Annotated in this window: 11 protein-coding genes; 2 read left to right on the plus strand and 9 right to left on the minus strand. The window is 43.5% G+C overall.

Going from position 1 to position 15,134, the window contains the following annotated elements:
• Positions 1 to 29 precede the first annotated feature (29 nt).
• The 9 genes from AACQ75_RS15400 to AACQ75_RS15440 all read right to left on the minus strand — a co-directional run bounded on the left by AACQ75_RS15400 (position 30) and on the right by AACQ75_RS15440 (position 11,398).
• Positions 30 to 851: a GNAT family N-acetyltransferase gene (locus AACQ75_RS15400; protein ID WP_170888991.1), complete on the minus strand. Its 822-nt coding sequence runs from the start codon at positions 849 to 851 to the stop codon at positions 30 to 32.
• Positions 852 to 1,249: 398 nt separating this feature from the next.
• Complete coding sequence (locus AACQ75_RS15405; RefSeq protein ID WP_026028183.1) at positions 1,250 to 2,443, minus strand: acetate/propionate family kinase; 1,194 nt, start codon at positions 2,441 to 2,443, stop codon at positions 1,250 to 1,252.
• A gap of 329 nt (positions 2,444 to 2,772) precedes the next feature.
• Positions 2,773 to 3,534, minus strand: a complete 762-nt coding sequence (vctC, locus tag AACQ75_RS15410; RefSeq protein ID WP_013868453.1) for an iron chelate ABC transporter ATP-binding protein VctC — start codon at positions 3,532 to 3,534, stop codon at positions 2,773 to 2,775.
• A gap of 6 nt (positions 3,535 to 3,540) precedes the next feature.
• On the minus strand, positions 3,541 to 4,521 hold the full coding sequence (gene vctG / locus AACQ75_RS15415) for an iron chelate uptake ABC transporter permease subunit VctG (RefSeq protein ID WP_170888992.1): 981 nt from the start codon (positions 4,519 to 4,521) through the stop codon (positions 3,541 to 3,543).
• Positions 4,514 to 5,449: an iron chelate uptake ABC transporter permease subunit VctD gene (vctD, locus tag AACQ75_RS15420; protein ID WP_026027432.1), complete on the minus strand. Its 936-nt coding sequence runs from the start codon at positions 5,447 to 5,449 to the stop codon at positions 4,514 to 4,516. Before vctD ends, vctG begins: the two co-directional genes overlap by 8 nt.
• Before the next feature lie 27 nt (positions 5,450 to 5,476).
• A complete protein-coding gene (locus AACQ75_RS15425) occupies positions 5,477 to 6,388 on the minus strand; it encodes a siderophore ABC transporter substrate-binding protein (protein ID WP_202599578.1) in 912 nt (303 codons plus the stop codon).
• A 195-nt stretch (positions 6,389 to 6,583) separates the two neighbouring features.
• Positions 6,584 to 7,765 (minus strand): DUF3103 domain-containing protein, encoded by a 1,182-nt coding sequence (locus AACQ75_RS15430; protein ID WP_017045107.1) that lies wholly within the window; start codon positions 7,763 to 7,765, stop codon positions 6,584 to 6,586.
• Positions 7,766 to 8,004: 239 nt separating this feature from the next.
• Positions 8,005 to 10,449, minus strand: a complete 2,445-nt coding sequence (locus tag AACQ75_RS15435) for a M9 family metallopeptidase (protein ID WP_170888993.1) — start codon at positions 10,447 to 10,449, stop codon at positions 8,005 to 8,007.
• 187 nt (positions 10,450 to 10,636) lie between these two features.
• The gene (locus AACQ75_RS15440) at positions 10,637 to 11,398 is read right to left on the minus strand and encodes a class II glutamine amidotransferase (RefSeq protein ID WP_170888994.1); all 762 of its coding nucleotides are present in this window, start codon (positions 11,396 to 11,398) and stop codon (positions 10,637 to 10,639) included.
• 506 nt (positions 11,399 to 11,904) lie between these two features.
• Between AACQ75_RS15440 and AACQ75_RS15445 the strand changes: the two genes are divergently transcribed.
• Entirely contained in the window at positions 11,905 to 12,150 is a 246-nt protein-coding gene (locus tag AACQ75_RS15445; protein WP_017043657.1) for a hypothetical protein, read from the plus strand.
• 195 nt (positions 12,151 to 12,345) lie between these two features.
• Complete coding sequence (locus AACQ75_RS15450) at positions 12,346 to 15,102, plus strand: immune inhibitor A domain-containing protein (protein WP_170888995.1); 2,757 nt, start codon at positions 12,346 to 12,348, stop codon at positions 15,100 to 15,102.
• Positions 15,103 to 15,134: the final 32 nt, after the last annotated feature.

A 15,134-nucleotide genomic window follows, 5' to 3' on the forward strand; every position in this document is an offset into this window, starting at 1 on the left:
CCCCTTACCACAGCAAGAGGGATAACAAGTTATTTGTTGTTAAATTCAACCTGAACAATGCGGTTTGAAGATGATAAACCCGCACGTTTAATAGCTTTTTGTGCACCTACATTGCTGCTCTCAGTAGAACAGATAGGCGTTAAACCACGCTGATTAGCTGAGTTAACTAACCATTTAAGCAGTTGAGTAGCAATGCCTTTTCCACGTTGTGATTGAGCGACAATCATACCAAGGTCTGCATATTCCGTTTGGTACTCATCAGACAGACGGCACTCGCCCGTTGCAATAAGTTCATTCTCGCTCCAGTAACCGAATAACTCTTTACGATTAATCAGGTTACCAAAGTAGCCTGTAAGCCACTGCTCTGGTGCGCCAATAGTAGTGGCTGCAAACTCAACAAACTGCTCCAGTTGCTCTGACTCTGCTAGCTTTAGTTCAAACTCAGGGATAATGCTTTGCTTACTCGCCTCTTTTTGCTTGTACATCAGAGAATTAACCTTCACTGCTGATGCGTTATCAAGGCTAAGTGACAGATACTGTGGCTCTGCTGTACTGACAAATGCACCATTTACAACCCCAATGACTGAGCTATTTTGTTCTGCGATAAGCGTGAAAAGTTCTTTTGCATCCATTTTAGCATCATTACTCAAGTAGAACTGCAACATATAACCTTCGCCATTGATGCAGCAGTATCCAACTAGAGTTCCTTGCTCATAAAACCCAAAGTGTGTAGACATGGGCACAAATCCAAAGTGCCACATACCATCAAGCGGTGCTGTTGATTGTGCAAAATATGCTTGCTTTAGTGTGCTGATTTCTTCTAGATTTTCGATTGGTTTAATGTCTAACATCGCTTTTTACCTAATTTTTTTGATTTACCGGAAAGCCTTCCACCTTTATCTAAGAAGTGCCTCGCTTTCGGATGCCACACATAATAAGCAATGTCCGCTCGCTAAGATTGAACAAAAACGACAATGTTTAAATCGGTTTTTTAGATGTTGGGCTAAGTTCGAACTAAGTGACTCTCATAAGCAATTAATAACTTATTGAAGGTGTTTTCAAATAAGGATTAGTAAGCGATTACTGCTGCTAATGAAACATGCTGTGGGGCACAAAATGAATTGTAGAAGTCAATAGAGCTAGTAATGGGTGTGTCGCCATGCACATCCTTAGCGATGGTCTATCCAACATATGAGTACAAAAAAAGCGAGCACTAAGCTCGCTTTTATCTATTTGATTTTAAATTTAATTATAGCAACTCAACCGACTGTTGGGCGATCACGAATTCTTCGTTGGTTGGTACCACAAGCGCTACTGCATTTAGCATGTCTGATTTTGCGATAATGCCAGCATTACCGAATCGAGCTTGCTCGTTGCCTTGCTCATCTTCCACAAAACCAAGAATTTTCAGGTTGCGTAGAATTTCACGACGAATAGGCAATGCGTTTTCGCCAATACCACCAGTGAAAATAATACCGTCGAGCGAATCAAGCGCTGCAAGGTATGACGCGATGTATTTCGCCACACGGTAGGTGAAGACTTGGAAGGCCAATGTAGCGCCTTCATGACCTTGCTCCATGGCTTCTAGAATGCCACGTGCATCGCTGGTTAAACCAGAAACACCCAAGAAACCAGAGGCTTTGTTCAATGAATTAAACACTTGTTCTTGCGTCCAACCCTTCTTCAATAGAAATTCAATGATACCGGGGTCAAGGTCACCACAGCGAGTGCCCATCATCAAACCGGAAAGCGGTGTAAAACCCATACTGGTATCGACACTCTGGCCATCTTTAATTGCGCACACTGACGCACCATTACCAAGGTGAACAGAAATAAAGCTGCTTTCTTCAACTGGCTTGTTGATCATTTTTGCCGCTTCACGGCTCACAAAATAATGGCTGGTTCCGTGGAAACCATAGCGGCGAATACCAAACTCAGTGTATAGCTCTTTTGCAATCGCACCTGTGTAGGCTTTTGCTGGCATGGTTTGGTGGAAAGCGGTATCAAAAACAGCAAACTGCGGTAACTCAGGAAACGCTAGCATTGCCGCGCGCATACCAATCGCGTGTGCTTTATTGTGTAGCGGTGCTAAATCACTAAGCGCTTCAACTTCGTTGACGATTTTTTCGTCTAACTTAACGGTCTTAGTAAACTTCTCGCCACCATGTACTACGCGGTGTCCAATTGCAACGACGTCATCAATCAAGCCGTAGCTTTTCACAAGCTCAACCAGTTTTGCAACCGCCAACAGGTGGTGATTCGCTTCACCTTGAATCGCACAATTGGCTTTTTCTCCGTTAAACTTCCAGCTCATACGGGCATCATCAAGCCCAAAGCATTCACCTAGACCACTCAGTACGGCATCCCCCGTATTTGAATCAATCACCGCAAACTTCAGTGATGAGCTGCCAGAGTTAATAACCAAAACAAACGAGTTCGACATGGGGTAAGTTTCCTGTTTTAGACTAAGTGTTGAAGTATACAACTTCTTGGTTTACGTGACCCTCATTATTCAATAATTTTTTAATCTTTCAACTTTGTTTTAGTTTCAGCATCATGCCAAACGATTTTTTCTTGATCTGAGGCAAGTTATTATTTCTTTTGAAGTGAGAAATATATCAATATTTAAGTCCATCCTGTAGCGCGCAGTAAACATCTGCGCTTCCACCATTTTGCGTTGACAACATTAGGCAGTAAAAAGGGGGCTTACGGTGAATCGAAAGCGTTCTGTTCAGTACTCGTAACGTTACGCACACCGGCAGTTAAACCGCATCAATGGGTGTAATACATACAAATACGCTTGCTTTCTATTTCTAATACGTTGAACGGCGTTTCATAGATATCGCTCAAAACCGACGATTGAATCACCTCTTGTACTGTGCCAGTTGCTACTACTTGGCCTCGTTTCAGCGCAATGATGGAATCGGAGTAACAGGATGCAAAATTGATGTCGTGAATCACCACGACTACCGCTTTATTCAACTCATGTGCCAAACGCTGAATAGTGGCCATGATCTGCAATGAGTGTTTGATATCGAGGTTGTTTAACGGTTCATCGAGAAAGATGTAATCGGTATCTTGGGCGATCACCATGGCAATAAAGGCCAGTTGGCGTTGGCCGCCACTCAGTTCGTCTAGGTATTTATCTTCTATCGCTTTAAGATCAAGATATTCGATCGATTGTTCAATCATCGCATGATCGTTGGCCGTTAATTTACCTTGCGAATAAGGAAAACGGCCAAAAGCCACCAGCTCTTTCACGGTAAAACGCATGGTCAGAGTATTGGCTTGACGCAGAACCGACAGCTTTTTAGCCAACGCCTTAGTATCCCACTCAACCAGCTCTTTGCTTTCAATCCAAACTTTACCGCTATCACGGCTGACCAAACGGCTGGCCATTGACAGTAAGGTACTTTTCCCTGCGCCATTAGGGCCAATAATTGAAGTGACCTTGCCTTTTTCAAACTGCGCACAGGCCTTATCCACAACGGCTTGTTGGCCAAACACTTTAGTCAGTTTATCTAGCTGAATCATATGAAATTAAACCATTTTATTACGTAAAAGGAGGGAGAGAAAATAGAGACCTCCGATGAAATTGATCACCACACTCAGCGTTGTTTCAAACTGGAATACTTTTTCAACCACCCATTGACCAGAAAGCAATGCACACACCGCCATCGCGGAACAACCAATCAATAAGGTTCGGTGTTGGTATGAACGAAACCACTCGCGCGTTAAGTTGGTGACCAATAAGCCAAAAAACATCACGGGCCCAACTAAAGCTGTAGAAATAGCAATTAATACCGCACTAAGCATCAACACATGGTGCGTCACTCGGCGTACATCCACCCCTAAACTGACCGCGTTATCGTTATCCAACCATAAAACATCCAACACGCGATGCAGGCGAAACAGGCCAAAGCAAACCAACAGCAGTAACGGTGTTACCCAATACACAAGTTCCACTTTCACGTTGTTGAAGCTCGCAAACATATTGGACTGTACCGATGAAAAATCATTCGGATCCATCAGCATGACCAAAAAGGAGGAAATGCTGGAAAACAGTTGTCCCAGAATGACTCCTAATAGCAACAACACCATTAAGTTGCTCTGCTGCTTACGAAAATAAAAAGCGAACAACAAACTAGAACACAGCAACATGGCAGCAACGGACAACGAAAAATTGAGATAAGCATTGAGCGCGTAGCTACTTAGGCCACCAAAAAGAGTCACCACTAACACCTGCACAAACAGGTAGAGTGAATCAAACCCCATGATGCTGGGCGTTAAAATTCGGTTGTGGGTAATGGTTTGAAACGCTAGAGAGGACTGCGCAATGGCAATGCCCGCTAACACCATCGCCAATACTTTGGGTACACGACGAGAAAGAAAATAGTGATAGTTGTCGGCGTTCAATCCAACACCAATAAATAACCCAGCAAAAAGCAGAGAAGCCAAAACCAGTAACCACAGTTTGGTATGATCACGAAAAGTGATGCTCGCACATACAGACTTACCCATGGCGTTGGCCTCGCAACAGCAACACAATAAATACACTGCCACCGAGAATACTGATGATCATCGAAATCGGCACTTCATAGGGGAAAATAATCAAACGGCCGCCCAAATCACATAGCAGCACCAATAATGCACCGAAAATGGCCGTACGAGGGATATTTTTGCGTAAGTTGTCGCCGTAATAGTGGCTGACTAAATTAGGCACAATCAACCCTAAAAAAGGCAGTTGACCTACAATCATCACAACCGTCGCAGACATCACCGACACTAAACAAACGCCAATCACCAGCACTTGCTGATAGTTAAGCCCTAAGTTCACAGCAAAATCTTTACCCATGCCGACCGCCGAAATTCGCGCCGCATACAAATAGCTAAAGAGGGCAACCGGAATCGCAATATAGAGCAGTTCGAAATCCCCTTTCAGCAAATTGGCAAAATTGGCTACCGTCCAGCTAGAAAGGTTTTGTATCGCATCGTATTTGTAAGCGATGAAGGAGGCGGCGGATTCCACCACATTACCAAAAATAATGCCGATCAAAGGGACAAAAATGGCATTTTTAAACTGCACGCGCTGAATCAGTTGGACAAACAGCAAAGTGCCCGCAATCGAAACCGAGAAAATAAGCCACAAGCTTTCACCGTGACCAAAAAAGACTAAGCTCAACACATAGCCCAGCATGGCGCATTCAATGGTACCGGAGGTAGAAGGCGCGGCAAATCGGTTTTGACTGATTTGCTGCATAATAAGACCCGCGATACTGAGCCCTGCCCCGGCTAAAACAATCGCCAACAAACGTGGCAAACGACTGGTAAAGAGCAGTTGCCAAGCATGGGCATCTCCTTGCAGTAATGCCATTAGTGATAGATTGCCTACCCCCACAAACAGTGAAGATAGGCTGACTACCAACAAAGCAAGCAATAACTTTTTCAAAGCTAACCTCAGCTTGTTTGTGGCAAATTAGTGAATGTGTACAGCATTTCTAACGTCGCTGATCATCTGCTCTGTAGCAGTCACACCAGAAATGGATAGGTACCAAGCATTAAGGTCTAAAAAGGCCATACTTTTATTTTTGTAGGCCGCAGTCGCTTTGATCAGGTCATTTTCAAACTCTTGGCGAGTGTGACTTTGCCCTTTGTTGACCAACGTATCACGATCAATGATCAATAAGGTTTTAGGATCATGTTCGCGAATAAATTCATAAGAGATTAGATCGCCATGGCGTGTCGCTTTGATGCTATCGACAGTCGTTTTGAATCCAAAATCTTTATACACCGCCGAGAAACGTGATTCAGGCCCAAAAGCGGTAATGTTACCGCCAGAGCTCATCACTGTGAGCGCATCGATTTGGTTGTTCTGATTAAAGCTACGAAGTGCTTGAAACTGCTTATCTAAATCTTCAATTTTGGCTTCCACTTGGTCTTCAATAGCAAAGACTTTGCCTAGATTACGCCACTGCTGTTGTGTACTCTGCCAGTAGCCTTGGCTTGCATCGGCTGCAAAAACGATAGTTGGTGCAATTTTAGATAGCTCGTCATAACTGGTTGCAGCGCGCGGCCCAATCACAATCACATCCGGTTTTTGCATATAAATGGTTTCGAAATCAGGCTCAAATAAAGAACCGGCAGGTGCGTATGTATCGCTGTTGTACTTCGCTAAATAATTCGGCAGTTCAGTCACTTTAGATACCGCGACAGGTTCAATACCAAAGCGATCTAACGTATCTAACGCACCCAAACCAATGACAACCACACGTTGCGGATTTTGCTCGATCGTCGTGGTACCGAGTTGATGATCCACAGAAACGGTTTTAGCACTGAGAGTAAAAGAGGTAAGCAAGCCAAGTGCTGCCAAACTAAACAACGATTTCATATAGGTTCCCATTTAAAATAACTGCGACAGATTTTGATAAGCATTCGCATTAAGTTCGAGTAATATAATCGTTGACCGTCGTTCAAGCAACCCTATTCACATCAAAATCGGCCATGATGATCAGAAGCAGCAAGAATGACGAAAAAGCGAGCGCTAATAAGAGATTCGCGCTCGCTTTGTAGGGGGAGAGAAATGTTATGGACGTGTCGGGTTAATCGTCAAAGGCTCAAAAGTGGCCACTGCGTTACCACTCGCTCCAGGATGATCAACATAGCTGGTGTCTTGCATCAAGGTGTAAAAGACATCGACATAATCGTCGTCGTTGACCAGTAAACCATCGGGAATCGCATCAATGATCTTGCCCGTGATTTGCGGAATAATCGCATACGCCTGCACTTCTGGATCAGGGATAAGCTTCAGCACTTCTTCCGCTACTTTGACGAGTAGTTTAGCCAGCTCTTTATAATCGGTACCATCATCTTGCTCCATCAAGATAAGATCGGCTGCGCCCCAACGGTAACGAGACCATTGGATCATCACTTGATTTGGGAAGTAATCTTGCTTGTCGTAATCCAAATAAGGCATTTCAACTAAGTCAATGGTCGGTTCATCTCGGCTTGGATTGATGCCTGTAACAATCGCATAAATTTCAGCCGCTCCAGAGATCCACGGTTCTTTGTCATCCGCTAAACGAATTTTTTTCAGCACTGTGGTGGAAATAGGCTCAGCGCTATTATCGCTGCTGCGGGCCATCGCTTGCGCGGCGACACTACCACTTTCTACTGTGGTCAATGTGGTCGATTGACCCAATGCGTTCATCTGTGCACGCATTGCTTGTAAGCCTGCGCGCAATTCTACTTCGCTATTACTATCAACCACGAAAACGGGTACATCTGGCATTTGATATACGTCCAGTTGATGCACCTGTCCGTACACATCAAACGCTTCAATATATTGCCAAGACGCATCATTACCTTTGGGCTCAAAAGCAAACAACGGGCTTTGCCCTTCTTGCCACTCTTTAATCATCGACGCATCGGCAATACGCAGTTGCAGCAACTGCTCAGTAAAATCCTCAATGCCTTTCATTGAACGAATTTGCGCGTCTGCTACAACCATCTGTTGACTAAAATCGGAATCAGGCTGCTCTTCAAACAAAGTGGAAACAGAAATGGATAGGTTTTGCGCGCTGATTTCAGTTTTAAGTGTGGTTTCAAGCTCGGCGTAACTTTCACTCAGTTGCAGTGCTAACGCTCTTTTTTGCTGTGCAATCGCATCAGCATTGGATTGGCTGGTGCTACTGGTTGTCGCTTCTTCTGAATTGCACCCCATAATAGTGGCCACAAGCAGTAATGAAACGGGTGTTATATATCTCATAATGAACCCTTAATATTTTTAATTACAACATAGAGTAATAACTCTACATAAAAACACAATATCACCGAATGCTATTCTTTCAAGAAATAAATAGAGTGTTAATTTATATTCTTCCCACAAGATCAAATTATTATTAAGTAAAGATTAAATTAAAAAATGTTAATATAGCTATTACTTTTCTGGCTAATTATATGATTTTAATAAAAAGAAGTGCTTTTACACTTCTTTTTATTCATTAGTTATTCATAAGTTGCATAGAGCTCGACTTGGCTATTGGCTTGCTGTGCATTAAGCATGAAATGGACATAGCCCGCTTGTGTCACTGGCAGTTCGATATACTCATAACTATCAGAGCGCTTAGACGCTTGGTCAAAATGAGTCAATGTAGGCCAGTGCTCGCTTTCTGCATAAAGATCAACATTGTGGGCTGCCATCTCATCAATAGGCTGGAGCCAAACTTTGACACTGCTCATTCCCTCTGGTACATAAATCGCTGCATAGCGAGTTTGATGAATACCCAACGTCATTGGCTGACGATTTTCGAGAACAACAGGTGCTAAATCATCACTAGGCTTTTGCGTATTATCGGTCATGGCGTAACTTACTTTCGTATTTAATTCAACACGCTGATAAGCTTCTCTACCCGTAATACTAAAATAATAGCGACCCGGTAAAACGGTACCATTGGCTTGTTTCTCTAGTGCAATTGTTTCATTACTATGCAGTTCAAAATTTGTTATTTGATAATCATAATAATGCGCAATTTTTTCATAACTTAAATAAAGATCGGCGTCACCATCACCGCTAATATTAATCGACAATTCACTGATATTATCTGGAACATCAATATAATAGAGTTGTTCACTGTACTGCTCACCCGACAAGGTAACGCTCTGCCCTAACGCTAAATGATTCATCGTGTCTTCTGGTTGAATTGGCGGTACAGTCGGATCGTCTGGATTACCACTGTCCGTTGTCAAAGTGTCTAACCAAGTTGAAAATTCGCTGTCTAGGCTTTTGCCGATCCGTTTCACTTGCTCAGCCCATGCTTTGAAATCACCACTACGTGATAGCGCTAGCAGTTGATCCACTTCATTCGGATGGTTTTCCAGCATAAAACGAACCGCTAAATAGCCCCAGCGATAAATTTGATTGGTGTCATTTTGATAAGTAGTGGCTAGCACTTGCGTGAGGCTCAGTTTTTTCTCGGCAATTAAGTCTACCGCCGCTTGATAGCCTTTTTTATAGTGCATGTATTCAGCGAAGCCTTCCAACCACCACACGATATGGCCTTCACTTAAATTGAGAGAAAATGAACCGTATTGATTGTAGCGTCCGTCCAAATAATGCACATATTCATGCTCTAAATTGAGAATAGACAACGCCTCATCCTGCGCATATCGATAAGCGACAAAGCGCGCTGTGTTGTTGGCATCAGCCGGGTTGCCTTCAAGGTATTGCCCGCCGTTGTTAGTGGTATTGCCAAACAAGAAGTTGGAATAACTGACATAACTTTCGTTGCTATCAAATACTACCACTTCCACTTGTTGATTGAGATCATCGGCTACGGGCGTGAAACCGGTATTCGCGACGGCATGGAAGTCGGCTTCTTTCTCATTCAAAATTTCACACGCTTGCTCTGCTTGTTGTGGTGTTAAGCCTTGCGAACGGATAATGGCAGGTCCATCACATTGATGACGATTTGGCATGATACGCTGTTCAAGTTGCTGCTTAGCTTGCGTTAAATTAAGCGCTTCCAATGTCTCTGGCGCGTAGTAAGAAAGCATTTCAACCGCAGCAATCCAGAGTTTATCGCTACGTCCACCCAGCGGGTAACGTTCCAATACTTTTTCTAAAATCGCAATGACTCGAGTTTTGGTGTTTGGGTAAGGGCTAACCAGTAAGCGCCCCGTTTCACGCACCGCATTGTACAAAATGAAATCGGCATCGGTTCCTAACGCCCAATCATGCTCAGTGGCAAAACGATACAGTGTCTCCAAATATTCTGGATGGGCTTCAATGTCTTGATAAAAATCATCACGCGAAGCATGGCCGCTCATGGATCGAAATAAGTTATTTAAACCATCAACAAACTGCACATCTTGCGCCGTTTGTGGGTTAAAGGCGTCCAATAGCACGATGAAATTCGCCATCGTTGAAGGTAGGCGTTTCACGTTATCGACCATTAACGTTAAGCTCGACATGGCCGCCACTTGTTCACGACCTAAGCTCAAACTATAAGGCGATAACATAAACTGGTTGATCGTATCCGCAATCGCATTACTCAATTGATCCGAATAATCACCAAAATCTTGTTTTACACCATAGCGCACATAATACGCGGCACGGATAAACTCCCCCAGATTAGCAATAGATTTGGCTTGCGCTTCTGTTCCTTGATATTGCGAAACCTCTAACGCCAGCGCTCGGTTAATGCTGTCTATACTATTTTCACTGTATAGACCCAAGATGGCTTTACTATCGGTATAAAACCACGAGTTATAACAGGCTGGTTGTGCATTTTTAATCGCTAAAATTGGCTCTTGTGCTTGGGTGATATCATTAAACTGGCAGGCATCTAATGCATAAGAAAAAGACGGTAATCCTGCTAACGATAATGCCAATAGCAAAGCATTAGGTTTGGGACGAGGGGAATGAATAGATGGAACCGGAGCAATACGCATAGTAACGACTCTCTATAGATCATAGAAATGAATGAGTCGCGATTTATATCAGAATCACATCAACAAAATGAAACTTAATGCACAGAAACCAGGATCTTACTTCAAAAAAGAATTGCTCTCATGAGAGAGCAATCGATTAACCAATAGATCTTATATATCAATACATTACTAATTTTTCCACCACTAACTAAGTGATCGGATACACAGTACATTGAGTGCCAATCACATGAGTAATGGTTTGCGGCTCAATCATTTGCCAACCACTTTCACTATCAAGGGGTTCTGACGCAACCACCATATTATCGTCTTCGCTTTTACTAAACACGGTCGGCGGATTACCATCAGAGCTATAACGCACTAACCAAAAATCTTGCCCATCAGAGATACAAATCGAAGCTTTAAAAGGTGTGACTATCTGTTTCTCCGCCAAAGCCTGCGCAATTTGACCAATCGTGGTCGTAATGGCTTGTACTGGCTGACTGCGTAACCCATTACTCATCATCAATAAAAAAATCAATTCACTATCCGTTGTCCCAACACGCTTGACGTATAGCGATTCCGGTAGCTGCCGTTCTAAGGCGAATTTCACTTTTTCAAACTCACCAATTTGCCCGTTATGTAAAAACATCCAGTGATCCAAAATAAACGGATGACAGTTAGAACGGGAAACCTGCGTTCCGGTGGACGAACGCACATGTGCCATAAAACGGTGAGAACGAATGTGATGCGTTAAGGATCGCAGGTTTTCATCTCCCCAAGCGGGTAAGACTTCATGAAACTGCCCGGGTGTAGTGCGTTCGGTATACCAACCCAGCCCAAACCCATCAGCGTTGACACGGGTGACCGCTTTACGCGCTTCTAAACTTTGGTGCACGAGAGAGTGTTCCGGTTGATAAACCAGTTGATCGAGGTAGATAGGAGTTCCTTGGTAGGCGAGCCAGCGGCACATAATGCAAACATTCCAAAATAATCAGTCACTGATTTCAATAAAGCACGTTTGCTCAATGGCTGCAAGGTGTCCAGGCAACGATACCTTTGCCACTTGGCTCATCAACGCCACAAGTTAATGACTCTTAAATGCAGGCTTAAATGATGAATTATTTATTGAACTAAGATCATCTTTTAGCAAAGTTCATATTATTAAAAATACTAAACCTATTATTAGTCATTGTTGGTTTTGACCCAACATTTACTTTCGATTGAATTCTAACCTATCACTTTATTTATCTAAAGAATTTCATCTTTATCACTAAGAATAAAATACAAATCCATCAATTATTAATTCTAAATTTAAGAATAAAGAACCGACATATTTATCAATTAAAAACAAACCAAATGTTAACTAGTTATGTTTAAAATATGATGTTATTTCAAAACAACAATTATTTACACTTGCTATGCGTATGACTGATATATAGATTGTTACGAATAATTCACACATTATATGGATATACTGTGAAACATTTAATTTATTTTTTATTAATTAGTTACTCATCAATTAGCCTTGCTCAATCTTCAGTTGATGATGAACGGTTGCTCGCCTCATTAATCGAACGAGGTGTGATATGTGAAGGGCTGACATCAGAACAGCAACAACAAGCACTTGCCCTTTATCTACAAAGAAAACACCACAAAGAAAAGTCTCTCAATTCGACAACTCATCAAGAAGAAGCGTGTATTTCTCCGCCGAAGAGCGACTAAATCACCCGTTCAATCTTCACTGAATAACACTCAGAAAACTTGCCTAGATAAGAATATACCAGCCACTCATTGCGTCCATGAATTCTATTTTATGGCGATGAAAGCCATTTATTCTCTATAGCGCTCAGTCGTATGGAAATCAGTTCAGTGAAATTGTTAATACCATAAATACAGAAAGAAAAATAAGGAAAGCAGATGAAACACATAAGGAAAACCTTGCTTGCGTCAGCAATGGTAACACTATTTAACGTCAGTGCTTATGCGCACACCCCGATTGATTTAGGGGTAGTCAATGAAGATAAACTCATTGAAATGTTAGTGCGTAACGGTGTTGTGGATGCCAATGCTACCGATGCAATCAAGCGCGATGCCTTGGATCGTTATTTAGAGCAGAAAATCAAATCGGGCTTCCACGGCGATGCGCAATTTGGTAAGCAAGCTCTTGAGCAACGCGCACGGGTATTAAAGACCATTGAAAAACAAAAAGGCCACCAAAAAGCCAGCGTTTTTGCTCTCGATATCAGCACCAAACGCACCGATAAGGTATTAGCGCTTTTAATTGATTTTCCCGATTTACCTTGGAACGATAACCGCCTGACCAAAGAGCATACTGAAATGCTCTATGCCAGCTACAATCCACCTCACTATCAAGATCTGCTTTTTTCCGATGCGGGCTATGCAGGCCCTAATGGAGAAAATTTCATCTCGATGCGTCAGTATTATGAAAGCGAGTCTGGGCAAAGCTACAGTGTGGCCGGGCAAGCCGCAGGTTGGTATCGCGCGTCTAAAAACGCCGCGTTTTACGGGGGCAACTCTGCAACAACAGACAAAGATATGAATGCGCAAGAGTTGGTGCGCGAAGCACTGAACCAACTGGCGCAAGACCCTAGTATTAATCTGGCCGATTACGATATTGAAGATCGTTACGATTACAATGGTAATGGCAACTTCCGCGAACCGGACGGCGTAATCGATCACTTGATGGTGTTCCATGCATCCGTTGGTGAAGAAGCCGGCGGCGGTGTGCTTGGACCTGACGCCATATGGTCCCACCGTTATAATCTCGGCCAACCTTATGTCCTTCAAGGCACAAAAAGTACGCTTCCAGATCGCTTTAACGGCCAATATGCCGCCTTTGATTACACCATGCAACCGATTGATGCGGCCGCTGGGGTTTGCGCACACGAGTATGGCCACGATTTAGGTTTGCCTGACGAATACGATACCCAATACACAGGTAAAGGTGAGCCAGTTTCCTATTGGTCTATCATGTCTTCTGGCAGTTGGGCCGGAAAAATTGGCGGAACACAACCGACGGCATTCAGCTCTTGGTCTAAACAGTTCTTACAAAAAGCGGTCGGTGGTCGTTGGATCAATGACGATCAAATTTCGATTGCAGAGTTAGAGAAAAATCCTCGCGTATTTACCCTATTCCAAACCACTGACAATGCTCGACCAAATATGGTGAAGATTGATTTACCACTGAAGCGTGTTGATGGGGTGAAGCCTTATCAAGGTTCGTCCGCTTTTTATTCAAACCGAGGCGATGATCTGAAAAATAGCATGTCTCGTAAGCTTTCTATCCCTACAGGTGAACAAGCTACGCTGAATTTTAAAGCATGGTATCAGATTGAAAAAGACTACGACTTTGCACGCGTACTGCTCAATGGTAAAGCGATTGCAGGTAACATCACCACCATGGATGACCCGTACAATACAGGGCTTGTACCTGCTATTGCTGGTCAGTCGGATGGCTGGGTTGATGCGATATTTGACGTCTCCCAGTGGGCAGGCCAAGAAGTGACACTCAGCTTTGACTATGTCACTGATGGCGGCTTAGCCATGGAAGGTCTTTACCTTGATAACCTACAGTTAGAGGTCGACGGGCAGCAGACCCTTATTGATGATGCCGAAGGAACATCTACCTTCGCCTTTAAAGGTTACACCACCAACAATGGCTTCCATGAAGCGCCACACTATTATTTACTGCAATGGCGTAGCCACAATGACGTCGACCAAGGCTTAGCCAATATCAAACGCATGGGTCAGTTGATGACTTTCGAACCCGGCCTACTGGTATGGTATGTGGATGAATCTTACACGGATAACTGGGTAGGTAATCACCCAGGTGAAGGTTGGTTAGGTGTCGTCGATGCGGATCAAAACGCATTGGTTTGGTCAAAAACCGGTGAAGCCGCACAAACGCGCTTCCAAGTGCGAGATGCAACCTTCTCATTGCAAGATCAAACACCTCTACGTTTAGTCGCTGCCGGTGGTGATGTACTCGAAGACACAAGCTTAATCGGTAATGGTAATTTCTCTGATGGCGTGGATTACAGCTCACCATTAGTACCAGATGCTGGGCGTAAGTTAACGGAATTTGGCTTGATGATCGACATCCTCAACCAAGGCCAAGACAATGAGTACGGCGTAATTCGCTTATCAAAAGTCAGCGAACAAAACCAAGCTCCTGTCGCCAACTTTGAGCTTAAAACCGACGGTTTATCTGTCAGTGCTCTCAACTACAGCCATGATGAAGATGGCGAGCTAGTCAGTTACGCATGGGATTTTGGTAACGGCCAAATGAGCAGCGAAATGGCGCCAAGCTGGAGCTACACCAAAGCAGGGCAATACACAGTAAGCCTAACCGTAACGGATGATAAAGGCGCAACCAACACCACTACGCGTACAACACAGGTTGAAGTGCCTAACGCATTACCGCAAGCCAGTGCTAAGTACATCCACCTTGGACGCTGGGTAACAATGTGGTCGACCAGCAGCGATAGCGATGGGCGTATTGTCGATACGGAATGGACCCTGCCGAATGGAAAAATAAAACGTGGCAAACTCTTCACCGCCATTTTCCCAAGCTCTGGAAAACATGAAGTGAAAATTAAAGTGATGGATGACAAAGGTGCAACAGTGACTAACACCATTGTGGTGAATTTGTAACCACCTATTCTATTTTCTCTTAGAAAACTTGA

The organism is Vibrio sp. B1-2, assembly GCF_963888445.1.
Classification (GTDB): domain Bacteria; phylum Pseudomonadota; class Gammaproteobacteria; order Enterobacterales; family Vibrionaceae; genus Vibrio; species Vibrio anguillarum.

Excerpts from the sequence above, each read along its gene's own strand:
- AACQ75_RS15405 (WP_026028183.1), bottom strand. The coding sequence starts at position 2,443 with ATGTCGAACTCGTTTGTTTTGGTTATTAACTCTGGCAGCTCATCACTG.
- vctG (WP_170888992.1), bottom strand. The coding sequence starts at position 4,521 with ATGGGTAAGTCTGTATGTGCGAGCATCACTTTTCGTGATCATACCAAA.
- AACQ75_RS15425 (WP_202599578.1), bottom strand. The coding sequence starts at position 6,388 with ATGAAATCGTTGTTTAGTTTGGCAGCACTTGGCTTGCTTACCTCTTTT.
- AACQ75_RS15450 (WP_170888995.1), top strand. The coding sequence starts at position 12,346 with ATGAAACACATAAGGAAAACCTTGCTTGCGTCAGCAATGGTAACACTA.
- AACQ75_RS15430 (WP_017045107.1), bottom strand. The coding sequence starts at position 7,765 with ATGAGATATATAACACCCGTTTCATTACTGCTTGTGGCCACTATTATG.
- AACQ75_RS15435 (WP_170888993.1), bottom strand. The coding sequence starts at position 10,449 with ATGCGTATTGCTCCGGTTCCATCTATTCATTCCCCTCGTCCCAAACCT.
- AACQ75_RS15400 (WP_170888991.1), bottom strand. The coding sequence starts at position 851 with ATGTTAGACATTAAACCAATCGAAAATCTAGAAGAAATCAGCACACTA.
- vctC (WP_013868453.1), bottom strand. The coding sequence starts at position 3,534 with ATGATTCAGCTAGATAAACTGACTAAAGTGTTTGGCCAACAAGCCGTT.
- AACQ75_RS15440 (WP_170888994.1), bottom strand. The coding sequence starts at position 11,398 with ATGTGCCGCTGGCTCGCCTACCAAGGAACTCCTATCTACCTCGATCAA.